Origin of the sequence: Catellatospora vulcania, from assembly GCF_009720385.1 — a bacterium.
Classification (GTDB): Bacteria; Actinomycetota; Actinomycetes; order Mycobacteriales; family Micromonosporaceae; genus Catellatospora; species Catellatospora vulcania.
This window is the reverse complement of the sequence record NZ_WARX01000025.1, coordinates 1-24490: the sequence shown is the minus strand read 5'-3', so window position 1 is coordinate 24490 and position 24490 is coordinate 1. Positions and strand designations below refer to the sequence as shown.

Genomic DNA, 24490 nt, shown 5'->3' with positions numbered 1-24490 from the left:
GACGAACATGGTCACCACGTACGCCGTCGCGCGGGTAGCCCGCGGCAACCGGCTCTCGCCCGCCCGGGTGGGCGCGGTCATCAACCGCAACGTCGGAGCGCTGCGCTCCGGCCCCGCGTACTGGCTGGTCCTCGCCTCGGGGTTCTTCGAGCCGGTGCTCTACCTGCTGTCCATCGGCGTCGGCGTCGGCGCGCTCGTCGGCGACCTGACGCTGAAGAACGGCGAGGTGCTGCCGTACGCGAACTTCGTCGCCCCGGCCATGCTGGCGGTCTCGGCGATGTCCGGCGCGCTGGCCGAGACGACCTTCAACTTCTTCTTCAAGTTCAAGTACGTCAAGACGTACGACGCGATGCTGGCCACCCCGCTGCGCCCGATGGAGATCGCGACCGGCGAGCTGACCTGGGCGATGATCCGCGGCTCGCTCTACACGGGAGCGTTCCTGATCGTCATGGTGGCGCTGGGCCTGACCACGCCCGGCTGGGCGCTGCTGGCCTTCCCGGCGACCTGGCTGGTGGGGCTGGCGTTCGGCGCGGTCGGCATGGCGGTGAGCACGTTCATCCGCGGCTGGCAGGACTTCGACCTGATCAGCACCGGGCAGTTCGCGCTGTTCCTGTTCTCCGGCACGTTCTCGCCGGTGCAGGACTACCCGCTGCCGGTCGAGATCCTGATCGCGGCTACCCCGCTCTACCACGCGGTGGAGCTGATCCGGGGCATCACCACCGGGATGCTCAGCTGGTCGATGCTGGGAAATGTGGCCTACCTGCTGGTCATGCTGGCTGTCGGCCTGTACGTGGCGAGCCGCCGCCTTACCTCGGTACTCTGCCGTTAAACCTGTTCGGGCGTGAATGAGCGCGTGAACGAGATCATGCTCACGCGCTCATTTGTTAAGTTCTATTTGTCTGATGTGGATCAGGCGGGTACGTTCTCGGCAACACGCCGCCGGGCGGAGGTGACTGATGCGCCTACGACATCCCGACGGACAGACTGTGCACGTGGCGACCGTCGTGTCCGTCGAGAACGTCAAGGACGTGCGCGCGCTCTTGAAGATGCTCGACGCCCGTGTCGTTCCGCAGCGCCAGCGCCTGTTCGCCGACGTGCTCAGCGTGAGTCTGCGCCTCGGCCCCATCCTGGCCGCCACCCTCGCCTCCTCGCTCGGGCTGCGCCAGCGGCTGCGCCACGAGCTGGCCTCCCGGCGGCTGGAGGTGGTCACCCTCGACACCGGCCCCGACGTCACGCCCGCCGACGGCAGCTGGCGTACGTGGTGGCTGCACACCCTCGACCTGGCCCGGGTGCTGGTCGACCTGCTGCCGGAGGACAGCGCGCACGGCTCCATCTCCACCACGCTGCCGCGCTCGGCCTTCCCCGCACTCACCGCCACGGGCGACGAGGCGGACGCCGATACCGACACCGCGGCCGACGAGGCCGGGCGCGAGCAGCGCGAACGTGAGTGGCAGGTGGCGACCCGGCTGATGGCCGACCTCAGCGGCGGCCTCACCGAGATCGCCTGGCACACCGGCCGGCTGGTCCGGGTCGCGGTCGAGGCCGCGCCGAAGACCCTGGTCACCGGCTCGCAGGACATCGTGCGGCTGCTGGAGCGCGCCGACCCGGCCCGGATCGGCGCCTGCCTGAGTGCGGAGCAGCTGGCCCACGCCGCGGAGAGCCCGGCCCAGGCGCTCACCCGGCTGCGCCGCGCCCGGCTGTCCGTGGTGAAGCTGCGGCTGGGGCATCACGCCGACGGCACCGACCTGGCCGCCGTGGCCCGCTCGATGCTGGCCGCCGTGCTCGGCGGGGTGCACGCCGGCTGCGACCACCTCGAGGTCGAGGGCACCGACGAGCTCGACGCCGCCCGCGACGAGCTGAGCGCGGTGGGACTCGACGGCGCGGCCGACCGCCCGATGCCGGGAGTCGGCCGCGCCGGCTAGCTCTGCGCGAGGGGGCTCAGGCCTGCTGGTTCAGCTTGCGCAGGCCCTCGTCGTACAGCCTGGAAGCCTGCGCCTGGACCAGGCCCGCCGCCTCCTGCACCGTGGGGTGCTCCATCACCTTGCGGGTGCTCGCCACCAGGTCGTCGTAGGTCTGGCGTCCGGCACGGGTGCCGAACACGAACCCGACGGCCGCCCCTGCGGCGAACCACACCAGCTTCCCCATCGTGCCTCCTCAGCCTCGATCGCGTAGTACGTCCCATCCTGCCTGTTGCGGGCACACCGCGACACCAGACCGGCCAGGGTTACCCGTTTGCCATACCCGGGGGAGGGTCCTGTAGTCTTGTCGAGGCGCGCCGCTGAGGAGAGATCCGCAGGGTCGCCAAGTGCACATTCCCCTGTAGCTCAATTGGCAGAGCAGCCGGCTGTTAACCGGCAGGTTCTTGGTTCGAGTCCAAGTGGGGGAGCCAGTACGAAGACCCCGGCCCTAGGGCCGGGGTTTTTTGGTGCCTTTCGCGCTCAAAAATGCGAATAAAAGACGCTTATGGCGGTTTTGCCTCATTTGATGCTGTTGACGGTCATATGCTCCGTCTCGGTGTTTTCGCACCTCACAGGTCATCTCACGCAGCGGAGGCATTGCGTATGACAACCGCACGACTCAACCCCACGACCCGCCGAGCGGCGCACACCGCGCTGCTCAGCCTGGCCCTGGTGACCGGAGCGGCCACGGCCGCCACGGCCGCCCCGGTCGCAGGCCTGAACAAGGCGGCACTGCAGGAACTGACCACCGTGGCGTCCCCGGACGTCACCATCGGCGGCTCGGTCTTCGACACGGCCACCCTCGCCGGCGTCGGAGCAGCAGAGGCCGGCTCGATCACCTTCAACCTGTACGGGCCGAACGACGCCACGTGCGCGACCACTCCGGTGTTCACCGCGACCGTACCGACGACCGGCCCCGACGACTACGGGTCGGGCACCACCGTCCCGACGGCTCCGGGGACCTACCGGTGGACCGCCGCGTACACCGGCACCACCACAGTGCCCCCCAGCCTGTGCAACGCGGCAGACGAGGACGTGGTGGTCAGCCAGGCTACGCCGACGCTGCGGACGCTGGCCTCGGACGACGTCCCGCTGGGCGGATCGGTGTTCGACCGGGCACGGCTCACCAACGGCTTCCAGCCCACCGGGACGATCACGTTCAACCTGTACCCGGACGTCGTCTGTGAAGAGGCCCCGGTCTTCACCACGACCGAGACGGTCAACGGCAACGGCCCGTACCAGTCCGACCCGTTCACGCCGACGGCGGTGGGCACCTACCACTGGCGGGCCGACTACAGCGGCGACGCCAACAACACCATCGCCGGTACCGCCTGCAACGACCCGAACGAGGACGTCGTCGTCAGCGCCCTGGCGACGCCGGCGATCTCCACCCAGGCGTCCGCCGACGTGGACCTGGGCGGCACGATCAGCGACACCGCGACCCTGACCGGCGGTGACGACCCCACCGGCGAAATCACGTTCACCCTGTACGGGCCGGACGACGCGGACTGCAGCGGCGAGCCGGTGGTGACCGACGGCGTGACCGTGGACGGGAACGGCTCGTACACCTCGGCCGGGATCACCCCGACGGCGCCCGGCACCTACCGGTGGATCGCCGCCTACGGCGGTGACGCCAACAACGCCGAGGCCACCACGGCCTGCAACGACGAGAACGAGAGCGTCGTCGTGCGGGCGGTCCCGGTGACGCCGACGCTGACCACCGAGGCGTCGCGGGACACCTTCGTGGGCAAGCCGGTCTACGACACGGCGACCCTGGCCGGCGGCGCGGAGCCGACCGGCACCATCACCTTCAGCCTGTACGGGCCGGGCGACGCGACCTGCTCGCGGACCCCGGTCTTCACCTCCACGGTCACGATCAACGGCAACGGCGTCTACCCGTCCGGAACGTTCCGGCCCGGTACGCCCGGCACCTACCAGTGGGTGGCCGCCTACAGCGGTGACTCCGACAACGAGGCCGTCAGCACCGACTGCGGCGACCCGGCCGAGCAGGTTGTCGTGCGGAAGAAGACGCCGTACGGCCCCAAGCCCCGGCCGTAAGGCTTGACCACACTGGTGGGCCCGGCGGTTGCCGGGCCCACCAGTGGCGTGTACGGGCAGGTCAGCGCGGTGTGGTCGCGGCCCGCCAGGCGGTGGCGAGTTCACCGACCGTGGCGTGGCGGTGCCCGGGGTGCGGATCGGTCCCCCTGGTGATCACGGCGAGTTGGCGCTCCGTGCCGCGCCAGGCGGCCTCGACGTCGCCACCGTCCAGCAGCAGCCGCAGCATCCGGCCGAGGTTGAACACCGTCGTCCGCTCGTCGATCACCGCCCCGCGGCGGAACTCCTCCGGGGCCATGAACCGGGTCGAGCCGGGCAGCCGGTCCGCGTCCAGCGTGAACGGCCCCGGCCGGTACTCGTCCACGTCGACGACGTGCATCCGGGACGCGGCGAAGTCGTACAGCAGGCAGCCGTCGTAGAAGTCCACCGCGACGAAGCCGGCCGCCGCCACCGCGACGTGCGCGTCCAGCACCGCGTCCAGCGCCGCCTCGACCCGGGCGGTCGGCAGCGCGCGGAAACGGGCCATCGCCCCGTCCGGGTCCGTGCGCACCGCGGCCCCGCGCGGATCCGCCGGGTACAGCACCCCGCCGTCCAGCCACGGGTACACCAGCGCGTGCTCGCCCGAGCGCAGGTGGTACACGGCCAGCGGCGCGGCGATCGCCTCGTGCGCCACGGCCGCGTGCACCGTCAGGGCGCGGCGCAGCAACCCTTCGCTCTCGCGCCGGAAGGTCTTCACGAAGCGCCGCCCGGCGGGGGTGGCCACCCCGTACGAGACACAGCCGGAGCCCTGCTGCGCGAAGGCCGCGAAGCGGGTGCCCAGGGCGTCGAGCCACCGCGCCAGATCGAAGCCGACGGGGATCGGGGTCAGCAGACTCGGCATGCCGCGACGGTAGGGGACCGGGCGTGCCGGTGCGACCGGATATCGGCCGCGTCCGCCAGGTATGGCCGACCGGCCAGGAGTGTCGCACTGATATCGGGCGTGTAAGCAGCGGGGCAGATTCGCTACGCTATGCGCGCCGGGATGATCCGGCGCGGGGCGGTAGCTCAGCAGGTTAGAGCAGGGGACTCATAATCCCTCGGTCGCGGGTTCGAGTCCCGCCCGCCCCACTTTGATCTTGAGTGTGAAACGACCTGTGCCCTGGGTGCTGCAACGGACCTGTTCGACCAGGTTCTGTCTGCGGATCACGAGTCTCGTTCCCCGGGCGGGTGACGGCTCGTGGAAGCGAAGTTCCGGGTCGACAACCTCTCGTTGCGAACGCCAGAGCGGTTGCAAGCGAGCTTCGGTGATCTGTGACAACCCGACGTTAGATGCGGTAGCCGAAGTCGAAGTCAGCCGCCCAGCTCTTGAACGCCTCACGTATGTGTGCGCGAGCGTAAGTTTGGAAACGGGTTCCCGGCACTGCGCCGAATTCGAACGGCAAGCCCTTGGCATGGCTGAGGCACTTGTTCGCGTGGGGCGAGAACGCGTTCGTCACGAACAGGCTTGCCATCGAGGACGGGAAGCTTCGCCGCATCCCGACGTACTTCAACGCCTCGTCGCGCGGCACGCCAAGCGGGTAGTACTTGCCCTCGATCGTTAGCACGCAGCCGGTAGGTTTCGGCAGTTGTTGCTTGTCTCTGCTGTCTCTGGCCGCCTTCGTATCGATGATCAACACGTCTGACTCGCCGTCGAAGTTCTTCCACTGGACCTTCACCCGCAGATGAACTTCGACCGGGCGAGCGGCACCGAAGTACAGCACTGCGTGTGTGAAGGGTCGACGCCGTGCGTGGATGACGCCTGGCGCGCCACGGAACACCAGGACCTGTACCTCTTTCTCGTAGCAGTCCTCGTAGGTCACCCTCCCGCCGCACTCGGCGGCTGCCGCGATCACCTGTGCGAACAGATAGCCTTCGTAGACCCGATCCGCCTCATCGGCTCGGGTGAAGCGTGTCGTCGCGCCCTGCATCGCGTCTGCGAGTTCGGTGAGTAGGTCACCAATGGGATCTGTCATCCTGGCACCACAGCTCGTCGTAGGGCCATCAGCGCGCTGACAACCCGTTGTCTGTTCTGCACCTCGTCAGCCGACTCCGGTTGCCAGTGGATGACGGCCTCCTCGTCGTCCTCATCAAGAGCCGTGATGATCTGTTCGGGGATGGCGACTCGACCCTGGAAACCATTGGTGAGCACGCTAAGCGTCTCCGCGCGGATATCGGGAAGATCGCGATAGATTGCGAGCATTGCATCGATGGTCAGCAGTACTCGCTCCTCCTCCGTGTACTGCCGCTGCACGATCTCAGGCTCGATCCGGCTCCGTTCGTCCGGCCGCATCCCGAACCCGAACGCATTTGTACCGCGGCGCCGGCTGTGGTTACTGCTGCCTTCGGTCACCGACTCGGCGAAGCCCTCGGTAACGGCAGCATCCACGGCTTGAACCACCCAGCTCAGCTCATGGTCGACACACAACTGCCGCAGGGTCTGGTCTACCCGGGCCAGGTCTGGTGCGTCCATCGTGAGGTCTCTCTCCGCGTCCATCGCGCAGTACTGGCCTGCCATACCCAGAATTGGGTGATGTTCGTCGTGGCGCCACATCCGACAAGGCACCATAGCGGACGTCAGGCTCGATTGTTGAGCCGAATGGTGCTAGCGGTCACTGGGCCGCCAGAGCCCTCCGAGCGCGGCGAACCGGTTCGGCCCGGGACCTTCCGATGTGATCTCCCCGCGGTCGCCGTTTATCGACGACGCTTTGCCGGAGATCCGAGTCGGCGTGTCGTCGGCCCCCATCCGGCGTGCCTGGCGTCGCAGCGACCTGGCTGCCTGTATCGATAGCGAATGACGACTGCCAGAACGATTTCCCGTTCTGCCGCGCCCGCCCCACTTTGATCTTGAATGCGAAACAGCTCGTCCTCTGCGGCGCGACGGGTCTGTTCGGCTAGGCGCTTGGCGTGGTGCCAGGCATGTGCTTGATCGGTAGGTCCTCGCCGCAAGCGATACATTCCATGCGCATTCTAAAATGTGTACACAATCGGGTACACTAAAGAGATGTTGATCGAGACGTTGTCGGTGCGTGAGGCGCGTGAGCAGTTGCCCAGCGTCCTGGAACGGTTCCGCAAGGGTGACCGTACCCCGGTGGGTGTGGGTTCACATCGCAAGACCGAGGCGGTCATGGTTCCGGTCGAGGTGTTCGACGAACTCACTGCTGAGCGAACTCGGTCGCTGGCGCAGGCAGCAGCCTCGGTGCGGGCCGAAGGTCTCACCGTCGGCCCCGATGTTGACGCCATCACCGAACGTTGGGCGCGTGGTGAGATCAGCACTGCGCGGATGCGCGAGCTCGTTCGGCAGCTGTACGGCGCATCGTGACCGTCGATCCGTACGTGGATCCCGACAGCGGGGTATTGCGTAATCGGCTCGGCATTTCCGACCCCGGGCGACTGCGTGAGGTGGAGGCGGGTCTGACGTTGGCTGCGTTGGCGGACCTCGGCACGCGGACGCTGCCTGGCGGCTACGACCTGACTCACTTGCAGTCCTTCCACCAGGAGATCTTCGGCGACCTCTATCCGTGGGCCGGTGAGATCAGAGCGGTGGGTATCGCCCGATCCGACCCGTTCTGCCTGCCGCAGCACATCGAGGCGTACTCGGCAGAGGTGTTCGGCGGCCTGGCGAAGGAGCGTCACCTGCGCGGGCTGCCGCGCGAGGGCTTCCTTGACCGGTTGACGCACTACTTCGCCGAAGTCAATGCGATCCACCCGTTCCGTGAAGGCAACGGCCGGGCGCAGCGTGCCTTCTTTCGTCAGCTCAGCCGTGAAGCGGGCTGGCCCGTCGACTGGTCGGATCTCCACCCGGACGCCAACGAGGGCGCATCGATGGCATCGCTTCGCGGCGACAACAACCCGCTTCGCCGTCTCCTCGACGGCTTGATAGCTCGTTGACGTTCTCGGCGCACCGCAGTGCTCGGTGACGGTCGATTTATGACCGTGGACACAGGTCATCGGCCCCCGCCTGGGGTGCCAGGCGTCCGCCGCGACCTGGCTACCTGTACCGGCAGCGGATCACCCGCGACGGCCAGCACGGATTTCGCATTCTGCCGCGCCGCCCCACCCGCAGATCGGATATATCCGACCGATGGAAGCCCGGCTGGTTCGTGAGCTGGGCTTTCGTTTTGCTCGCTTGCCGACTCCGGCCGCGAAACGGAGTGGCGCGAGCGGAGGATCTCCATCAGGACGTCTCGCCGGCTGTTGCTGCCGGCAGTGATGCGTTTGACCCTCACGCGGCGTCAGGCCGCATAGTCGATCGGTGGAAGAGCACTGGACCGTAGGACGCGTTGCCGAGCTGGGCGGCGTGAGCGTCCGCACGCTGCATCACTATGACGAGATCGGGCTCGTGCAGCCGTCGGCACGCACCGCGGCCGGTTATCGGGCCTATTCGGCGGGCGACGTGGAGCGGCTGCGCGAGGTGCTGGCCTACCGTCGGCTGGGATTCGGGCTTCGGGAGGTCGCGGACTTGACCGGCGACCCGGCCACCGACCCGGTCGCGCACCTGTTTCGACTGCGCGGCCTGCTGCTGGAGCGGCGCGATCGCGCTGATGCCATGGTCGCGGCCATCGACAGGGAGATCGAGGCACGAGCGAAGGGACTGACGGTGACACCGGAAGAGCAACTGGGGATGCTCGGTGCGAGGCTGTACGACGCGATCGGCGGTGCCTACACCGCGACGCGGCGTACCGAGCCGCGGATCGCCGCGCAGATCTGGGACGCGCTCGGAGACGCCCGGACAGTGCTGAACGTCGGAGCGGGCACGGGCTCCTACGAGCCTTCTGATCGAGATGTGACCGCGGTGGAGCCGTCGGCGGTCATGCGGGCGCAGCGTCCCGCGAACGCGGCTCCGTGCGTGGCAGCCGTTGCGGAGAGCCTGCCGTTCGAGGACCAGTCCTTCGATGCCGCCATGGCCGTCTCCACCGTGCACCACTGGGGGGATCCGATGGCCGGGCTGCGCGAGATGCGGCGCGTGGCGCGCCGCGTGGTGGTGCTCACGTTCGACACCGACGAGCCCGGATGGCAGGACCGGTTCTGGTTGACTCGGGACTACCTACCCGAATTCGGCACGGTCCTCGCAGAGTTCCCGTCGCTTGCCGGGATGGCCGACGCGATCGGCGCCCGCGTGGAGCCGGTCCCCATTCCGTGGGACTGCGGCGACGGCCTGTTCGAGGCCTACTGGCGCCGGCCGGGGGCGTATCTGGAGCATCACGTGCGCCGGGCGATGTCGATATGGACGACGGTCGGGCCGGAGGCCGAGCGGCGGGCGGTGCGAAACCTCGACGAGGATCTCACCTCCGGCCGGTGGGCCGAGCGCAACCGAGACCTCGCCGACCTCGATGCGGCAGATCTCGGCCTCCGCCTGCTCATCGCTTGACCTGCCTGGCACGGCGACGACCTGATGGTGGCTCCGACCGGCGGCCGCCGGATCTCCACCGCGTTCTCCACCCCTGGGAGGTCCTCGCCGGAAGCCTGAATCCCTAGCCTTCTGTCGATGAGAGACCGAGAGAAGGACCTGTTCAGCGAGTTGATGCGCAGGTTCGTGGCGAAGGAGGGCGCGCGTATGAGCGGAAAGTCGATCCTGGGGTTGGCGGCGGTGGGCCTGCTCGCGCTGCTGGTGTTCGTGGGATACCGGCTGCTTGTGGTTGAGTTGATTGCCGACCTGCGCCACTGACCGTACATATCGGAGCCGCCGCCTCATGGACACGTCACGGCCCGCCCGTCTCCCGTTCCGGGTGGCCTACCGGCCGCCGGGATGGGGCGTCGAGCGGATCATCGGAACGGTCATGATGGTGGCGGCTCCGCTGACCGCACGTCCCACGCCGACGGCCGTTGTCTGGGCGACGATGGCCTCCGCAGTCGCGGGTTGGCTCGTGTTCCTGGCGGTCGAGCGCCGCCGGCCGGCCGTCGCGCTGCCGGCTCTCGCGATCTCCGCGGTGATCGCCGCGCAGATCGTCGCCGTCACCGACGACGGCACCGGCGTGATCATGGTGTGTGTGGCGCTGACCGGGTTGGCCACTCACCCTCGTCCCGGGCTTGGCGCGATCATGGCGGTCACCGGTCTGGCGCTGGGTTCGGCCGCCCTGGGACTGCCGGCCCACGGCATACCGCCGGCGGAACTCGCCGCGGACGCGTTCGTGATCCTGATCGTCGTGGTGCTCGCGCTGGTCCGCCGCGACTACCGGGTCAAGGCCGAGCATGCGCAGTCTCTGCTGGAGCGCGAGGAGCACGCGCGTCGCGAGCATGCCCGCGCGGCGGCCCTGGACGAGCGCGCCCGGATCGCGCGCGAGCTGCACGACATCCTGGCGCACGCGCTGGGGTCGCTCGCCATCCAGCTCGAGGTCGCCGACGTGCTGTTGAGCGAGCGGCGCGACGTCGACGCCGCGCTGCCGCGGGTGCGGCGGGCGCGCCGACTCGCGGTCGAGGGACTGACCGAGGCGCGCCATGCGGTGGCGGCGCTGCGCGACGACGTGCCGCCGCTGCCCGAGGCGCTGGGGCGGCTCGTCACCGAGCACGCCGCCGGCGGCGCGAACCCGGTGCGGGTCACCGTCGAGGGCACCCCCCGTCCGATCGCCGCCGACGCCGCGGTGTCCCTGATCCGTACGGCCCGGGAGGCGCTGACCAATGCCGCCAGGCATGCCCCCGGCACCGCCGTGACGATGGCCGTCGCCTACCTGGCCGACCGCGTCCGGCTGTCGGTGCGCAACGCGGCCGACGGCCACCCGGCGGACGCGGGCGGCCCGCGCGGCTACGGTCTGACCGGAATGGCCGAACGTGTCGCGCTGGCCGGTGGGACGTTCGCGGCGGGTGCGGACGCCGACGGCTGGCAGGTGACCGCGGAGGTGCCCGGATGAGCGACGACGACCCGATCCGGGTGGTGGTCGCCGACGATCAGCAGATCGTGCGGGAGGGCCTGGTCGCGCTGCTCGGGCTCATCGACGGTGTGCAGGTCGTCGGCGACGCGGGCGATGGTGGTCAGGTCCTCGCCCTGCTGGACGTCGTGCCGGCCGACATCGCCCTGATGGACCTGCGCATGCCCGGCACCGACGGCATCGAGGCGACCAGGCAGATCACCATCCGGCACCCGGACGTGGCCGTCATCGTGCTGACCACCTATGCCGACGACGACTCCATCCGGGCGGCGCTGCGGGCCGGAGCACGCAGCTACCTCACCAAGAACGCGAGCCGGGACCAGATCGCCGCCGCACTGCGGGCGACCGCGCAGGGGCAGGCGACGTTCGATCCCGAGGTCTCGCAGCGCATCGTCAGCGGTCTGCGGCCGACCGCCTCCGGGTGGCACAACCCGGACCGGCTCACCCCGCGCGAGGTGGAGGTCCTGCGGTTGATGGCGCGGGGCATGAGCAACCGTGACATCGCCACGACGCTGTTCATCGGCGAGAGCACCGTCAAGACGCATGTCAACAACGCCTTCGCCAAGATCGGCGCGCGCGACCGTGCCGATGTCACCAGGTACGCCTACCGCCAGGGCCTCACCGAGTGGTGACCGCCGACGTTCACCGTCGGCTCAGGAAGCCGACCACCCGCTCGGTGACGAGCGCGGCCGCGGCCGCGTCGTAGGTCGGCAGCGAGCTGTCGGTGAACAGGTGCCGGTCGCCCGGGTACACGAACAGCTCACCGTCGGTGGCCTCCTTGACCAGCGCACGGGCTGCGTCGATGTCGCCCTCGCCGGCGAAGAACGGGTCCGCGTCCATGCCGTGGACCTGCACCGGGACGTCCGCCGGCCAGGGACCGCCGAACTCCGACGGCGGCACGCACGATTCGAGCAGCACTGCGCCACGGGCCCCGGCCCGGGTCTGCGCCAGCCGCTGGGCGGGCAGCACGCCGAGCGAGAAACCCAGGTAGACCAGGTCGGCGGGAAGGGCGTCGGCGGCCCGTACGCCCCGCTCCTGGATCTCGCCGAAGCCGACCTGGCGGGCGTAGGCCACGCCCTCGTCCAGCGTCGGAAAGACATTGCCGTCGTACGAGTCCGGCGTGTGCACGGTGTGTCCAGCCTGCCGCAGCCGGTCGGCGAAGGCGCGGATGCCTTCGGTGAGCCCCTGTGCGTGGTGGAACAGCAGTACCTCGGCCATGTGAATCTCCCTGTCGGTCGGTTCGGTGGCAGCCCTGCCCGCGTATGCCGCGCAGCGGGCTGCCGCCGTAATGGTGAGCAGCCTCCCGAGGAGTGCCCGTCGGCACCATAGAACCTATTGCGGACGTTCCACGTCCGGAATCGTGGCTCGATGTGACCGGCACCACCCGGAGTGCAGCACCTGTTCTGCACTCCGGCCACCGCGCTGTGACGCGCATACGGCCCGCGCTCACAGGGGTCAGACCTTCCCCATGCAGATGAAGCTGAGCACCTCATCGATCTCCGTCGCCGAGCTCTCCGCGTAGTGTTCCTGTTTGGCGAATCGGGGGTCCGTGCCCTCCCCGAAATAGGAGTCGAGGTCGTCGAAGTACCACTGGAGATTCACCTGGCCCGGGTCGTTCTGTGTGCCGCCCCCGACTGCGGTGGGATAGAAGGCGTGCTCCGCATGCCAGTCACATGGCTCCGCCGAATCATTGCTGAGCGCATTCGAGTAGTGCACCTGGGCGCCGAACGTCAGGTTGGGCGGCTGCGTCGCGCAGACGATCGCGGCGGTCGCGCTCCAGCCGGCAGGGGTGCCCGCGGGTAGCTCACTGGCGATCACGCGCACCGATCTGTGCATGGTGTCGGGTGCGGTGTCGAAGCCCAACTGGTCGACGCGTACGGCCCGTGAGCTGGTGTTGATCGACATGCCCATCCCGACCCGGGTCAGGCCGGCCGGGCACACCACGGACGCTTCCTTGGTGGTGTCGCTGTCGGTGAACGTGTTGGCGCGGAGGTAGGTCAGATTCGGCAGGATCGGGCCACACGCCACCATGGCCCTCACCTGCCAGGTGCCCGGGTAGTCATTTCCGGTCAGGTAGGCCCGTTCGACCGCCTTGACGAAGAACGCGTTGTCGGTGGCGTTGTGAACAGGCTCCGCACGGTGAACGATCACCTGCGTGGTCGCGCCGATGAGGTCCACGCCACCGCCGAAGGGACGGGTGTCATCGGGGCACGCCACGGAGAACTCCACCACACTGGCCGAACCGGGCCTGCTGTAAACGGTCCGGTAGACGATTCCGGGGTTGTTCGGGTCGCCACCCGGGCCAGGGGGTGGGGGCGCCCCGCCCACCGGGGACGCGGCCACCAGCACGGCCAGTGTCGCGACCACCACCGTTGCCGCCCGGCGGCCCGGCACTGTTCTCATTCCTGCCCCCTCACCTAGGGGCGGGATGCTCCCGCCGTGCCCAGACGGTAGAGCGGCAGGCCGCCTGAACGCCGCCGACTGTCACTGATCCGTCCGGCTGGTGGGCTCCGCCAGGTGACGCGCGTGGGTACCGGGCATGAAGTGGACGCGGTTCATCGGCCACCGTGCGGGATGGGCGGCTCGACGTGACGTTGACCGCGAACGGAACCAGGCGGTGCCGCTGTGACGCGCGTGCGGCCCGCGCTCACCTGCCGCTCGGCATGGGCGTGGGCGGTGGCGCCGGGGAGACCAAGTGGTAGACGTTGTCCGGGGTGACGAGCTGCGTGACGACCTGCGCGATGCGCCCGGCGGCGTGCTGGTCAGGGATGTCGGTATTGGCCAGCACCACCAGGCTGGCGTTGCGTTCCGGGATGGCCACCATCACCGTGGTGTAGCCGGGGATGCTGCCGTTGTGGCCCCACCAGCCGTTGAGGTCGAAGATCGCGAAGCGGTACAGCGCGCCCAGCCCGGTCCTGTCCACCTGTTCCAGCCGCTCCCGCTGGACCTGCGGAGCGAGCAGCGTGCCTTTGGCCAGCGCCAACGCCCAGGTCTTCAGATCAGCGACCGTGGACACCATCGCCCCGGCAGCGCCCGCCCACACCGGGTTCCACAGCGAGGCGTCCACCTCCCTGCCGTCCGGGGTGGTGGTGTAGCCGTGCGCGTACGGCACGGGCAGTTCCCCCGAGGACGGGCAGCTCGTCTGCGTCAGCCGCAGCGGGTCGAAGATGTGCTGCTGGAAGTACTCGGCCAGCGGCTGCCCGGTGACCTTCTCCACCACCATGCCGAGCAGCACGAGGTTGATGTTGGCGTACTGGAAGCGGCTGCCCGGGGCGAAGTTCAGCGGGTGGCGGGCGGTGATCTCGATCAGCTGCCGCGGGGTGACCGCGCCGGCGTCGGGACCCTTCGGCAGCTCGTTGAGGACCGTGGTGACGAACTCCGGGTCCTGCTCGAACGAGTAGAGCCCGCTGTGCATGTCGCCGAGCATCCGCAGCGTGATGTCGTCGCCGGAGGGCACACCGTCGACGTACTTCGCGATCGGGTCGGTCAGCGCGATGCGTCCCTGCTCGACGAGCTGCAGTATCGCGGTGCCGGTGAAGGTCTTGGTGACGCTGCCGATCCGCATGTGGTCGTCGAGGCTCATCGGCGTGCCGGTGGCCTTGTCGCCGACCCCGAACGCCCCGGTGTAGTCGACCACGCCCGGAACGGAGACGGCGACGATCGCGCCGGGGATGGCGAGCTCGCGCATCACCTGCTGCACTGCCCCGTCCAGTCGCGCGGTCAGGTCGGTCGCGGTGACGCCGGGGGAGGGCGCGGGTGTCGCCTGGGCTGCCGGCGTGCTGCACGCGGCCGTCCCCGGCAGGGCCAGCAAGGCGGTGAGGGCGACAGCCAGCAGGGTCTTCGGCACCGGATTCACCTGCTCAACTGGGTGGCCACAGGGCGTCGATGCGGGCGACGGACTTGTCGATCTGCGCCGCGGGGACCTTTCCGGCGCGGACCAGGCCGAGCACGTGTTCGACGGTCTCGGTGACGATCGCCGGGTCGTAGACCGCCTGGTTGCAGAAGACGAGCTGGTCCACCCCGGCCTGCAGGGCGTACGTCGTCGCCTCGTCCCGGGCGTACCGGCTGGTGATCGCGACCGCCTGCATGTCGTCGGTGACCACCACGCCGTCCCAGCCCAGCTGCCCGCGGAGCAGGTCGGTGACGACGGCGTGGGACAGCGACACCGGCCGGTCGGGGTCGAGCTTGCGGTTCAGGAAGTGGGTGACCATCACCGTGTCGGCGGTGCCGGACTGGATCAGGCGCTGGAACGGGACGATCTCGGCCCGGGTCCAGGTGTCGGTGACGTCGACGGCTTCGAAGTCGGTGTTGCCGGTGGCGCTGCCGAGCCCGGGGAAGTGCTTGATCGAGGTGCGCACGTTCGCCTTGCGGTAGGTGTCGATGGTGTCGGTCGCGCAGGACACCACGACGTCGGGATTCGCGGAGAAACTACGGCCGAGCAGGGCGATCGCCGGGTTCTGCGGGTTCACGGCGAGGTCGGCGACCGGGGCGAAGTTGAAGTTGACCCCGATCTGGACCAGGGTCTGCGCCATGCCTCCGGCCCAGGCACGGGTGGCCGCGGGCGAGTTGACCGCACCGATCTCGGCCTGCGACTTCGTGGCCGGAAAGCCGTTCTGCGGCCCGAGTCGCGCGATCTTGCCGCCTTCCTGGTCGATGGAGACGATCAGGCCGTGCGGGGCCGCCGCGACCAGTGTCTTGATCAGTGCGGTGACCTGCGGCGGGGAGTTGATATTGCGGCTTTCGCCGGTGAGCTGGTCGCGGTCGAACAGGATGACGCCGCCGAGCCCGCGTTCGCCGATATCCTTCATGATCCAGTCGTCGGGGCCCACCTGCGCGCCGCGGAAGCCGACGATCATCATCCGGGCGATCTTCTTGCGCAGTGCGGCCTCGTCCAGCGCCGGACTCGCCGTGGGCACGGGCGTGCTGGCCACGACCGCGGGGGCCGCCGGGTCAGGCCGCTTCGCACAAGCCCCGAGACCCGCGGCGACCGCGGCCGCCCCGGCGCCGGCGAGCAGCCCGCGGCGGGTGATTCCGTCGCCTGTCACCCCGTCCACGTTACTGAGCTGCGTGCCTGCTCAAGCCCGTTATCGGCGGTCGTGGACGAAGTCGCGGACCGCCGCGGCGAAGGCGGCGGGCTGCTCGGCCCAGGGCAGGTGCCCGGCGTCCAGGCTGATCCTGGTGACCTGCGGCAGCGCGCGGGCCAGCGAGTCCACGCTGCGGCGCGGGCGGATGTCGTGCTCCCCGTCGATGATCAGCACGGGCGCGCGCACGGTCGCGGCGGCGGCCAGCGCCGTGCCCGAGTCGACGTACGCGGCGGTCTGCCGGCTCATCGCGGCGTGGTAGGCGAGGTTGACGCCCAGGAACGGCGTCGCCGCCCGCTCGGCCAGTTCGAGCGCCGTCGCGGGGTCCGCGAAGTCAGCGGTCCACTGCAGCACCGCCAGCTCGCGGTCTTCCTCGGGGCTGCGCTCGCGGCCGTTGAGCTCGTCGTACCTGGCCTGGTACGGGACGAGCCGGGCGGCCAGGCCCGCGCGGTAGTCGGCCTTCCAGGTGGCGGCCGGGTCCACGCCGACGCCGGACACGTACACCAGGTGGCTGACGTGGTCGGGGTGGGCCAGGGCGTAGCGCAGCGCCAGCAGGCCGCCCCAGGAGTGGCCGAGCACGGCGACCGGCGCCGGGCCGGTGCTGCGGACGACCGCGTGCAGGTCGGCGAGGTTCTGTTCCATCGAGTACGGACCGCCGAACGGCGAGCGGCCGCAGCCGCGCTGATCCCACCGCACGACGGAGAAGTCCCCGGCGAGCAGTGCGGCAGGCTCGTCGAAGTAGTCCCAGAGCCCCGGCCCGCCATGGCACATCACCAGCGGGCTGCCGTCTCCCGTGCGACGGGTCCACAGCGTCAGCCCGTCGTCCGCCCGCACCATCTCGACCATCCCGACATCATCCGCCCCCAGGTGGGGCGGGTGTGGACCGGCTGGTGCAACAGCTTGCGTAAAGTGTCGATATATTTGCGTAAACTCTGCTGTCATCAGCCTGCCACATCCTGGAACCCGGCCGCTGGATATAGCTTGCACGCCTACCGAACGAGCCGAAAGTCCCTAGTTAATGGGGATTCCCGACTCCACGCGGGTGAGTAAGGGCGCGCAAAAGAACTCTGGACGTTTGTTTGATTTTTGCGTGCGGCTCTGGACGTGGCGACGGTGGCGGACCTAATCTGCTGACATCTTCGGAACACGTTCGCGACGTGTCCGAAACAGCCGCCGAACACCGCCCGCGACGCGTGCCGGCCGCGATCCCCATACCGCCGAATCCTTGAGCGCGCCCCCATGCGCGCAGATCATCCCGATAGGAGCCATTGATGAAGCTCCGCACCGCCCTAATGGCCGCGACGACGTTCGCCGCGGCCGGTGTGCTGGCCGGACCGACGGCAGCCGTCGCCGGTCCGGCCCTGCCGACCGTGCCCACCCTGCCCGGCACCGCCCTGCCGCTGCCCGCCCTGTACGGCGCGCGCGGCGCGGCCGTGCCCTTCACCGAGTACGAGGCCGAGCACGCCCGCACCGATGGCCGCGTGCTCGCCGCGACCCGCGCGTTCACACAGCTCGCCGCGGAGGCGTCCGGCCGCCGCGCGGTCGCCCTCGACGCCGGTGAGTGGGTCGAGTTCACCCTGGCCAAGCCCGCCAACGCGGTCGACGTGCGCTACTCCGTGCCGGACGGCACGAGCGGCTCGCTGGCCGTGACCGCGAACGGCAAGGCGGCCGGGCAGCTCGCGCTGACCTCGAAGTACTCGCACGTGTACGGCAACTACCCGTACACCAACGACCCGGCCGACCGCGGTCAGCACCACTACTTCGACGACGTGCGCACCACCTTCGGCCGCACCCTGCCGACGGGCGCCAAGGTGCGGCTGAAGGCGAGCGCCGCCACCGTCGTGGACCTCGCCGACTTCGAGGTCGTCGCCCCCGCCCCGGCCGCGCCCGAGGGCTTCCTGAGCGCGCTCGACTTCGGGGCCGACCCGACCGGCGCGGCCGACTCCGGCGCCGCCTTGCAGGCGGCGATCGACGCGGCCCGCGAGGCCCAGCGCGGCCTGTGGATCCCGCCGGGCGACTACGACGTGACCCGCCACCTGCAGGTGGACCGGGTGACGGTACGCGGCGCGGGCCCGTGGCACACCGTGCTGCGCGGCGCGGGCGTGGGCCTGTTCGGCAACGCCGCACCGAACCCGAGCACCGACGTGCACCTGTCGGACTTCGCGGTCTTCGGCGACACGGTGGCCCGCGACGACGCCACCATCGACAGCGGCTTCGGTGGCTCGCTGAGCAGCTCGACCATCAAGAACGTTTGGGTCGAGCACGTCAAGGTCGGCATGTGGTTCGACGGCCCGTCCGAGAGCCTGACCGTCGACGGCGGCCGGATCAAGAACGTCTGGGCCGACGGCCTCAACCTGCACAACGGGGTCAGCCACAGCACGGTGACCAACCTGTTCGTACGCAACACCGGCGACGACGGCATGGCCATGTGGTCGGCGTCCAACGCCGACACCGGCAACATCTTCACCCGCAACACGGTCTCGGTGCCGCTGCTGGCCAACGCCTTCGCGGTGTACGGCGGCAGGGACAACACGGTCAGCGACAACGTCGCCGCCGACACCGTCACCCAGGGCGGCGGCGTGCACGTGGGCAACCGGTTCGGCGCGAACCCGCTCGCCGGCACCACCGTCATCAGCGGCAACCTGCTGGTGCGCACCGGCAGCCTGGTGCCCAACGAGCCGACGCAGATCGCCGCGCTGTGGTTCTGGGCCGCCGACGCCCCGCTGACCGGGACGGTCCAGGTCCGCGACACCACGCTGCTGGACAGCTCGTACGCGGGCATGCAGTTCTTCGGCAAGGCCATCACGAACGTGTCCGTGGAGCGGGTGACCGTCGCCGGGGCGGGCACGGTCGCCCTGCAGCTGCAGGCGCCGGGTGCGGCCTCGTTCACGAAGGTCGTCGCGTTCGGGCTGGGCGACACGGGCGTGCACGACTGCGCCAGCGGCTTCACGGTGACCCGCGGTGCGGGCAACCTCGGCTGGAACGGCACCCGGTGCGGCTTCGCGCCGGCCGGGCAGCTGGAGATCGCGCAGGCCACCGGGGTCGAGTACGGCTTCCAGCCGATCGGCACGCAGGCCGTGCAGCCCGTCGCCATCACCAACCCCGGCCCGAAGCCGATCACCGTCGACGCGGTCGTGCCGCCGCGCGGGTACACCGTGGACAGCGGCTGCGCCGTGATCGCCGTCGGGGCGACCTGCACGCTGCAGGTGCGGTTCGCGCCGGAGACCTCGGGCAACTATGCGGGCCTGCTGACCGTCCACAGCAGTTCGCCCGCCGGTCCGTACGTGGTGGGCCTGAAGGGCATCGGGTTCGACCCCGACGGCAACCTGGCCCTGGGCCGCGACATCACGTCCAGCTCGCAGGCGGGCTGGTGGATCGCGCCGCCGAACCTGGTCGACGGCGACGCCTCGACGTACTTCGAGAGCCTCAACGGCGCCTTCCCGCAGACCGTCACGCTGGACCTGGGCCACCAGGTGTCGGCGAGCCGGATCGTGCTGAAGCTGCCGGCCAACTGGGGCGGCCGCTGGCAGACCATCGCCGTGTCGGCCGACGGCGCCCCGCTGGTCGACGCGGCCGAGTACCTGTTCGCGCCGGAGACCGGCAACGTCGTCACGATCACCTTCCCGGCCGTCACGGCCCGGGAGCTGACCCTGACGTTCACGGCCAACAACGGCTGGCCGGCGGCGCAGATCTCGGAGTTCGAGGTCTACGCGCACTGACCGCGACGCCGCGTCCGCCGTGCCCGCCGGCGCGGCGGGCGCGGCGGTCACGGGTTGAGAGCCGCCGCGGTCTGCGTCTGCACGGTGGCGCCGCCGCGGCGGGTGGCGGGTTTGAGCGTGGTGCGGGCCGTGTCCTGCGCCTTGCGGATCTCCGCCATGAGGGCGTCCGCCGGCACCGGGTAGGCCAGCGCGAAGCCCTGCACCTGGTCGCAGCCCAGGCCGTCGAGGATGGCCAGCGCGGTGAGATCCTCCACGCCCTCGGCGGTCACGAACAGGCCGAGGTTGTGCGCCAGGTCGATGGCGCTGCGCACCAGGATGGCGTCGCCGGGGTCGGTGGCCAGGTCGTGGATGAAGGTCCGGTCGATCTTCAGTTCGTCCGCGGCGAGCAGTTTGAGCTGGCTCAGCGAGCTGAAGCCGGTGCCGAAGTCGTCGATCGAGACCTGCACGCCGTCGCGGCGTACCCGCCGCAGCGCGTCCTGCGCCCGGCCCGGGTCGGTGGTCATGCCGCTCTCGGTGATCTCCAGCCGCAGCAGCGTCGCCGGCAGCCCGTGCTCGGCCAGCGCGGAACGCACCTGGCCGACGAAGGCGTCGTCGAGCAGGCAGTTCGGCGACACGTTGACGGAGACGGTCATCGGGCGGCCCTGAGCGCACCAGTGCGCGGCCTGCTTCACGGCGATCCGGAGCAGGTGGTAGGTGAGCGGGATCTCCAGCCCGCCGGTCTCCGCGACGCCCAGGAACGCGCCGGGCGACAGCAGCCCGAGCTGCGGGTGCCGCCAGCGCACCAGTGCCTCGGTGGCGCTGACGGTCGCGTCGGCGAGGCGCACCTGCGGCTGGTAGTAGAGCACCAGCTGGCCGTCCGGGTCGCCGTCGGTGAGCAGCGCCCGCAGGTCGCCGAACAGCGCCATCCGGCCGGGCTGGTCGGTGTCGATCTCGGGGTCGTACAGGGCGACGCCCTTGCCGCTGGTCTTGGCCCGGTACATGGCGGCGTCGGCGTGGCGCAGCATGTCCTCGGCGGAAGTGCCGGGACGGCCCAGCACCATGCCCACGCTGCCGCTGACGGCCGCGGAGCCGGCAGGCAGCAGGTAGTTGCGGCGCAGCGCGCCGGTGGCCCGCTCGGCGATCTCGACGGCCCCGTCGGCGGAGGTGACGCTGGGCAGCAGCACGGCGAACTCGTCGCCGCCGAGCCGGGCCACGGTGTCGCCCTCGCGGACCACCTTGCGCAGCCGGTGCCCGGTCTCCACCAGCACGTCGTCGCCGGCCTGGTGGCCGAGGGTGTCGTTGACGGCTTTGAACCCGTTCATGTCGATCAGCATCACGGCGAGCTGTTCGGCGTCGGGCCGGGCCGGGTCCAGGGCGTCCTCCAGCCTGCGCTGGAACAGCAGGCGGTTGGCCAGCCCGGTGAGCGGGTCGTGCAGCGCCTGGTACTGGCTGACCTCGGCGTGCTGGAGCACGCGGCGCTGGTAGCCGAGCATGACCCGCCAGATCGCGGCGACCAGCCCCAGCCCGACGGCGAACCCGACGATCGTCGCGGCGAACATACGGGTCTGCACCTTGCGCAGGTCGGCGACCAGCTTCTGGGCCTGGGTGTGGTGGTTTCGGGCTACCTCGGTGATGTCGTGCTGGAGTGTGTAGTACGCAGGGGTCACCTCCAGCCGGTCCTGCTGGACGGCGTCGGGGTTGCGGTCGGTGACCATGATGATCAGCTCATCCGCGGCCTGCCGGTACGCCGACTGCTCGGCCTGCAGTCGCAGCGCGTCCTCCAGTGCCGGCCCGGTGCTCAGCTCCACCGCCCGGCGCAGCGTGGCGTCGGCCTGCGCGGCCGACTCCAGGTAACGGGCGCGGCTGGCCACCGACGGTTCGAGCTGGTAGTGGCGGGCCTGCATCTCCTGCACCGCGACGGCGGCGCTGGCCTCGCTGAAGATGGCGTCGAGCACGAGCGCCTGGCTCTGCACCTCGGTGGCCCGGGTGGCCTGCAGCGTGCCCCACAGCGTGAACGCGCCCAGCCCGCAGAGCACCGCGGCGAGCGCTGCGGTCATGCCGAGGCTGCGGCGCGGCCGCAGCACCGGGTCGGCTCGGCGTGCGGTCGTGCCCCGCCTGCCGAGCCGTTCGACGGCCCGCCTCCAAGACGGCCAACGCATTTTTCGGGGGTCCTCCTCCGAGTGGCCGGGTGGCCGCTCTGTTCGGGCCTTGTCCGGTGGGTCAACGCGATCTTCCACGCGGCAATTCCGGCTTATCCCGCGAACTCTGATAATAATTCACGATATGGACATCCTCCACGGACCGCGAATGCCGCACCGGCTGCGTACGGCGGTCGCCCTCCTGGCCACCCTGCTGATCGGCGGCGTGGCCGCCTGCAGCCAGCCAGAGGAAACGGACTCCACGCCCGATGTCGTACGACTCGGCGCGCTCGTCCCGCTGACCGGCGACAACGCGCCCACCGGGCAGCGCCTGGCGGAGGCGTACCAGATCGCCGTGAAGGACGTCAACGACGCTGGCGGGGTGCTCGGCAAAAAGGTCGAGCTGGTCGTGAGCGACGACGCCTGCGACCCCGGCACGGCCGTGGTGAAGGCGAACGAGATGACCGGGCGGGACATCACCGTCTCCGTCGGCGGCGGATGCAGCGTGGCCGCGGTGCCGACGCTCAAGGTCTTCCGGACCGCCGGCATCCCGATGATCATTCCGGCGGCCAACTCGACCGATCTGCTGGCACCCGGCTACGACAGCGTCTTCCTGCTGGCCGGCACCACCACGCTCGAAGCCGAGAAGGCCGTCGACGCGATGGAGAAGCTCGGCCGCCGCCGCCTGCTGGTGATCGACGACGGCACCAGCTTCCCGCAGACCGTGGCCGCCGCGGCCGTCGCCAGCGTGCAGAAGAAGGGCGGCCCGCTGACCCTGGCCGGGCAGATGCGGGTCAGCCAGGGCGCGACCAGCTACCCCCGGGTGCTGGACAAGGTCAAGGAGGTCGACGCCGACCTGGTCTTCTTCACCGGGTACTACCCCGAGGCCGGCCGCATGATCCGCGACCTGCGCGACGGCGGTTACACCGGCACGATCATGCTGTCCGACGCGGGCACCGACCCGACCCTGTTCGACGTGCTCGACGACAAGCAGGCCGAGGGCGTCTACGGCATCACCCTGCCGCTGGCACAGTTCGAGCCCAAGGCCGCGGCGTGGGCCGAGAAGTACCGGGCTTCCTACGGCCACGAGCCGGGGCCGTTCACCATGCAGGGCTACGACGCCGTCCGGCTGGCGGCCAACGCCATCGAGCGCGCGGGGACGACCGACCACGAGGCGGTACGCAAGGCGATCGCCGACACCAAACCCGGCGACATCGAGCTGCTCTCGGGGCCGGCGCAGTTCGCCGCCAACGGCACCCAGCCGAATCCCACCTTCGTCCTGCTGCAGATCAAGGACGGCGCGTTCACGCTGGTTCGCAAAGTCAGCTGAGTCGTGGCGCGGTCGTATCGTCGATCCCGTGACGGATGTCTGGGCGGTCGGCGACGCGTACGAGGTATACATGGGCCGGTGGAGCGCCTGGATCGCGGACGCGTTCGTGCGGCTGCTGGCCGTGCCGTCCGGGCGTAGCTGGCTCGACGTGGGCTGCGGCACCGGTGCGCTGACCGCCGCCGTGCTCGCCCGGGCGGAGCCGTCCCGGGTGACGGGGGTGGACCCCGCCGAGGGTTTCCTGGCGCACGCGCGGGCCCGCGTCACCGATCCGCGGGTGACCTTCTACAGCGGCGACGCCCGTTCCCTGCCGGTGCCCGACGGCTCCTTCGACGCGGTGGTCAGCGGCTTGGCGCTCAACTTCGTGCCCGGCCCCGAGCGGGCGGTCGCCGAGTGCGTGCGCGCCGCCGCGCCGGGCGGCGCCGTCGCGGCCTACGTCTGGGACTACGCCGAGGGCATGGCGATGCTGCGGCACTTCTGGACCGCGGCCGTCGCGCTCGATCCCGCCGCCGCGGAGCTCGACGAGGGCCGCCGCTTCCCGCTGTGCCGGCCCGAACCGCTGCGGGACCTGTGGACCGGCGCGGGCCTGCGCGACGTGGCGGTGCGGCCGATCGAGACGGTCGCCGTGTTCACCGGCTTCGACGACCTCTGGACGCCGTTCCTCGGCGGGCAGGGGCCGGCCCCCGGCTACCTCGCCACCCTGTCCGCCGAAGACCGCGAAGTGCTGCGCGACCGGCTACGGGAGGGACTGGTCGTCGCCGCGGACGGGTCCATCGTGCTGCCCGCGCGGGCCTGGGCGGTCAGCGGCGTACGCCCGCGCTGACCGCCCTGCCGGAATGTCCCCTCCGGACGGCGGTTAGCGCCCTGCCGAGCGGGTATCCGGGTCGCAACGGGCCGCCGGTTCCCTTAAGGCGTGCTCGGCGCGAATGAGGAGGGCAGCTCAATGGCTAGAAACAGCAACGGAGTCGCCGCTTCGGCGGAGCAGCTCAAGGCGACCCTGGCCGAGTCGGGCCGCGCGGTCGCCGCGCAGGCCGGCGAGGTCGGGCACACCCTGGCCGAGTCGGGCCGCACCGTCGCGACACACGCCGGTGAGGTCAAGGACCAGGTCGCTGCGACGGCGGTGCTGGCGAAGGACAGGGCCGGCGAGGTCGTCCACGACCTGGCCGACCGGGTGCCGTCCAGCTCGCAGGAGTGGGAGTCCATGGGCCGCGACGCGATGGACAGTGTCCGTCGCAACCCGCGTCCCTGGCTCATCGGCGCGGCGGTGGTCACCGTCGTGTGGTGGCTGGGCCGCAAGTCGAAGCGGTCCCACTGACCGCAGCAGCGCCGCACCGGGCGGGCGGGCCGTGTCC

General features: G+C 70.3%; 22 protein-coding genes, 2 tRNA genes and 1 pseudogene. 15 read left to right on the top strand and 10 right to left on the bottom strand.

The window, feature by feature from the left end; all coding sequences use genetic code 11:
• Positions 1-7: 7 nt before the first annotated feature.
• Together F6W97_RS34615 and F6W97_RS34610 are read left to right on the top strand one after the other, a co-directional pair.
• Positions 8-829: an ABC transporter permease gene (locus tag F6W97_RS34615; protein ID WP_155374786.1), complete on the top strand. Its 822-nt coding sequence runs from the start codon at positions 8-10 to the stop codon at positions 827-829.
• A 163-nt stretch (positions 830-992) separates the two neighbouring features.
• Positions 993-1922, top strand: coding sequence for a hypothetical protein (locus tag F6W97_RS34610; protein ID WP_155374785.1), 930 nt, complete (start codon positions 993-995; stop codon positions 1920-1922).
• A 25-nt stretch (positions 1923-1947) separates the two neighbouring features.
• On the opposite strand, the pseudogene F6W97_RS34605 reads toward F6W97_RS34610, so the two are convergent.
• Positions 1948-2145: pseudogene (locus F6W97_RS34605) on the bottom strand (hypothetical protein); the annotation flags it as partial.
• A gap of 168 nt (positions 2146-2313) precedes the next feature.
• Between F6W97_RS34605 and F6W97_RS34600 the strand changes: the two are divergent.
• Together F6W97_RS34600 and F6W97_RS34595 are read left to right on the top strand one after the other, a co-directional pair.
• Positions 2314-2389: transfer RNA gene (locus tag F6W97_RS34600), tRNA-Asn, on the top strand.
• Positions 2390-2561: 172 nt separating this feature from the next.
• Positions 2562-4016, top strand: a complete 1455-nt coding sequence (locus F6W97_RS34595) for a hypothetical protein (protein WP_155374783.1) — start codon at positions 2562-2564, stop codon at positions 4014-4016.
• Between the two features lie 61 nt (positions 4017-4077).
• Here F6W97_RS34595 and F6W97_RS34590 read toward each other — a convergent pair whose 3' ends face one another.
• Entirely contained in the window at positions 4078-4893 is an 816-nt protein-coding gene (locus F6W97_RS34590; protein ID WP_196279456.1) for a serine/threonine protein kinase, read from the bottom strand.
• A gap of 153 nt (positions 4894-5046) precedes the next feature.
• Here F6W97_RS34590 and F6W97_RS34585 point away from each other — a divergent pair.
• A tRNA-Ile gene (locus F6W97_RS34585) sits at positions 5047-5120 on the top strand.
• A gap of 197 nt (positions 5121-5317) precedes the next feature.
• Here the strand turns inward: F6W97_RS34585 and F6W97_RS34580 are convergent.
• Together F6W97_RS34580 and F6W97_RS34575 are read right to left on the bottom strand one after the other, a co-directional pair.
• Positions 5318-6004: a hypothetical protein gene (locus F6W97_RS34580; RefSeq protein WP_155374782.1), complete on the bottom strand. Its 687-nt coding sequence runs from the start codon at positions 6002-6004 to the stop codon at positions 5318-5320.
• Positions 6001-6582: a hypothetical protein gene (locus tag F6W97_RS34575; RefSeq protein ID WP_230687228.1), complete on the bottom strand. Its 582-nt coding sequence runs from the start codon at positions 6580-6582 to the stop codon at positions 6001-6003. Before F6W97_RS34575 ends, F6W97_RS34580 begins: the two co-directional genes overlap by 4 nt.
• A 450-nt stretch (positions 6583-7032) precedes the next feature.
• Here F6W97_RS34575 and F6W97_RS34570 point away from each other — a divergent pair, with 450 nt between their 5' ends.
• From F6W97_RS34570 to F6W97_RS34545, 6 genes are all read left to right on the top strand, one after another.
• Positions 7033-7350: an antitoxin VbhA family protein gene (locus F6W97_RS34570; RefSeq protein ID WP_155374781.1), complete on the top strand. Its 318-nt coding sequence runs from the start codon at positions 7033-7035 to the stop codon at positions 7348-7350.
• Entirely contained in the window at positions 7347-7919 is a 573-nt protein-coding gene (locus F6W97_RS34565; protein ID WP_230687227.1) for a Fic/DOC family protein, read from the top strand. Before F6W97_RS34570 ends, F6W97_RS34565 begins: the two co-directional genes overlap by 4 nt.
• A 364-nt stretch (positions 7920-8283) precedes the next feature.
• Positions 8284-9399: a MerR family transcriptional regulator gene (locus F6W97_RS34560; protein WP_155374779.1), complete on the top strand. Its 1116-nt coding sequence runs from the start codon at positions 8284-8286 to the stop codon at positions 9397-9399.
• Between the two features lie 117 nt (positions 9400-9516).
• Positions 9517-9696 (top strand): hypothetical protein, encoded by a 180-nt coding sequence (locus F6W97_RS34555; protein ID WP_155374778.1) that lies wholly within the window; start codon positions 9517-9519, stop codon positions 9694-9696.
• A gap of 25 nt (positions 9697-9721) precedes the next feature.
• Positions 9722-10876, top strand: coding sequence for a sensor histidine kinase (locus F6W97_RS34550; RefSeq protein ID WP_155374777.1), 1155 nt, complete (start codon positions 9722-9724; stop codon positions 10874-10876).
• The gene (locus tag F6W97_RS34545) at positions 10873-11526 is read left to right on the top strand and encodes a response regulator (protein WP_155374776.1); all 654 of its coding nucleotides are present in this window, start codon (positions 10873-10875) and stop codon (positions 11524-11526) included. Before F6W97_RS34550 ends, F6W97_RS34545 begins: the two co-directional genes overlap by 4 nt.
• Before the next feature lie 10 nt (positions 11527-11536).
• Here F6W97_RS34545 and F6W97_RS34540 read toward each other — a convergent pair whose 3' ends face one another.
• From F6W97_RS34540 to F6W97_RS34520, 5 genes are all read right to left on the bottom strand, one after another.
• Positions 11537-12112 (bottom strand): dienelactone hydrolase family protein, encoded by a 576-nt coding sequence (locus tag F6W97_RS34540; RefSeq protein WP_155374775.1) that lies wholly within the window; start codon positions 12110-12112, stop codon positions 11537-11539.
• A 237-nt stretch (positions 12113-12349) separates the two neighbouring features.
• Positions 12350-13297 carry a hypothetical protein gene (locus tag F6W97_RS34535; protein ID WP_155374774.1) on the bottom strand — a complete coding sequence of 316 codons (948 nt, stop codon included), beginning with the start codon at positions 13295-13297 and terminating at the stop codon, positions 12350-12352.
• Positions 13298-13541: 244 nt separating this feature from the next.
• Positions 13542-14741: a serine hydrolase domain-containing protein gene (locus F6W97_RS34530; RefSeq protein WP_230687226.1), complete on the bottom strand. Its 1200-nt coding sequence runs from the start codon at positions 14739-14741 to the stop codon at positions 13542-13544.
• A 13-nt stretch (positions 14742-14754) separates the two neighbouring features.
• Entirely contained in the window at positions 14755-15939 is a 1185-nt protein-coding gene (locus tag F6W97_RS34525; RefSeq protein WP_230687225.1) for a glycoside hydrolase family 3 N-terminal domain-containing protein, read from the bottom strand.
• Positions 15940-15978: 39 nt separating this feature from the next.
• Positions 15979-16821, bottom strand: coding sequence for an alpha/beta fold hydrolase (locus tag F6W97_RS34520; protein ID WP_155374773.1), 843 nt, complete (start codon positions 16819-16821; stop codon positions 15979-15981).
• A gap of 425 nt (positions 16822-17246) precedes the next feature.
• On the opposite strand from F6W97_RS34520, the gene F6W97_RS34515 reads away from it, so the two are divergent.
• Positions 17247-19694: a glycosyl hydrolase family 28-related protein gene (locus tag F6W97_RS34515; protein WP_155374772.1), complete on the top strand. Its 2448-nt coding sequence runs from the start codon at positions 17247-17249 to the stop codon at positions 19692-19694.
• Positions 19695-19741: 47 nt separating this feature from the next.
• Here the strand turns inward: F6W97_RS34515 and F6W97_RS34510 are convergent, their stop codons facing one another.
• Complete coding sequence (locus tag F6W97_RS34510) at positions 19742-21730, bottom strand: putative bifunctional diguanylate cyclase/phosphodiesterase (RefSeq protein WP_196279455.1); 1989 nt, start codon at positions 21728-21730, stop codon at positions 19742-19744.
• A gap of 226 nt (positions 21731-21956) precedes the next feature.
• Between F6W97_RS34510 and F6W97_RS34505 the strand changes: the two genes are divergently transcribed.
• From F6W97_RS34505 to F6W97_RS34495, 3 genes are all read left to right on the top strand, one after another.
• Positions 21957-23141, top strand: coding sequence for a branched-chain amino acid ABC transporter substrate-binding protein (locus tag F6W97_RS34505; RefSeq protein ID WP_196279454.1), 1185 nt, complete (start codon positions 21957-21959; stop codon positions 23139-23141).
• A gap of 28 nt (positions 23142-23169) precedes the next feature.
• Entirely contained in the window at positions 23170-23961 is a 792-nt protein-coding gene (locus tag F6W97_RS34500) for a class I SAM-dependent methyltransferase (protein WP_230687224.1), read from the top strand.
• 120 nt (positions 23962-24081) lie between these two features.
• Positions 24082-24453, top strand: a complete 372-nt coding sequence (locus F6W97_RS34495) for a hypothetical protein (RefSeq protein ID WP_155374769.1) — start codon at positions 24082-24084, stop codon at positions 24451-24453.
• The last annotated feature ends 37 nt before the right edge of the window (positions 24454-24490 follow it).

Excerpts from the sequence above, each read along its gene's own strand:
- F6W97_RS34615 (WP_155374786.1), top strand. The coding sequence starts at position 8 with ATGGTCACCACGTACGCCGTCGCGCGGGTAGCCCGCGGCAACCGGCTC.
- F6W97_RS34595 (WP_155374783.1), top strand. The coding sequence starts at position 2,562 with ATGACAACCGCACGACTCAACCCCACGACCCGCCGAGCGGCGCACACC.
- F6W97_RS34590 (WP_196279456.1), bottom strand. The coding sequence starts at position 4,893 with ATGCCGAGTCTGCTGACCCCGATCCCCGTCGGCTTCGATCTGGCGCGG.
- F6W97_RS34580 (WP_155374782.1), bottom strand. The coding sequence starts at position 6,004 with ATGACAGATCCCATTGGTGACCTACTCACCGAACTCGCAGACGCGATG.
- F6W97_RS34575 (WP_230687228.1), bottom strand. The coding sequence starts at position 6,582 with ATGTGGCGCCACGACGAACATCACCCAATTCTGGGTATGGCAGGCCAG.
- F6W97_RS34570 (WP_155374781.1), top strand. The coding sequence starts at position 7,033 with ATGTTGATCGAGACGTTGTCGGTGCGTGAGGCGCGTGAGCAGTTGCCC.
- F6W97_RS34555 (WP_155374778.1), top strand. The coding sequence starts at position 9,517 with ATGAGAGACCGAGAGAAGGACCTGTTCAGCGAGTTGATGCGCAGGTTC.
- F6W97_RS34550 (WP_155374777.1), top strand. The coding sequence starts at position 9,722 with ATGGACACGTCACGGCCCGCCCGTCTCCCGTTCCGGGTGGCCTACCGG.
- F6W97_RS34545 (WP_155374776.1), top strand. The coding sequence starts at position 10,873 with ATGAGCGACGACGACCCGATCCGGGTGGTGGTCGCCGACGATCAGCAG.
- F6W97_RS34540 (WP_155374775.1), bottom strand. The coding sequence starts at position 12,112 with ATGGCCGAGGTACTGCTGTTCCACCACGCACAGGGGCTCACCGAAGGC.
- F6W97_RS34535 (WP_155374774.1), bottom strand. The coding sequence starts at position 13,297 with ATGAGAACAGTGCCGGGCCGCCGGGCGGCAACGGTGGTGGTCGCGACA.
- F6W97_RS34520 (WP_155374773.1), bottom strand. The coding sequence starts at position 16,821 with ATGGTCGAGATGGTGCGGGCGGACGACGGGCTGACGCTGTGGACCCGT.
- F6W97_RS34515 (WP_155374772.1), top strand. The coding sequence starts at position 17,247 with ATGAAGCTCCGCACCGCCCTAATGGCCGCGACGACGTTCGCCGCGGCC.
- F6W97_RS34510 (WP_196279455.1), bottom strand. The coding sequence starts at position 21,730 with ATGACCGCAGCGCTCGCCGCGGTGCTCTGCGGGCTGGGCGCGTTCACG.
- F6W97_RS34505 (WP_196279454.1), top strand. The coding sequence starts at position 21,957 with ATGGACATCCTCCACGGACCGCGAATGCCGCACCGGCTGCGTACGGCG.
- F6W97_RS34495 (WP_155374769.1), top strand. The coding sequence starts at position 24,082 with ATGGCTAGAAACAGCAACGGAGTCGCCGCTTCGGCGGAGCAGCTCAAG.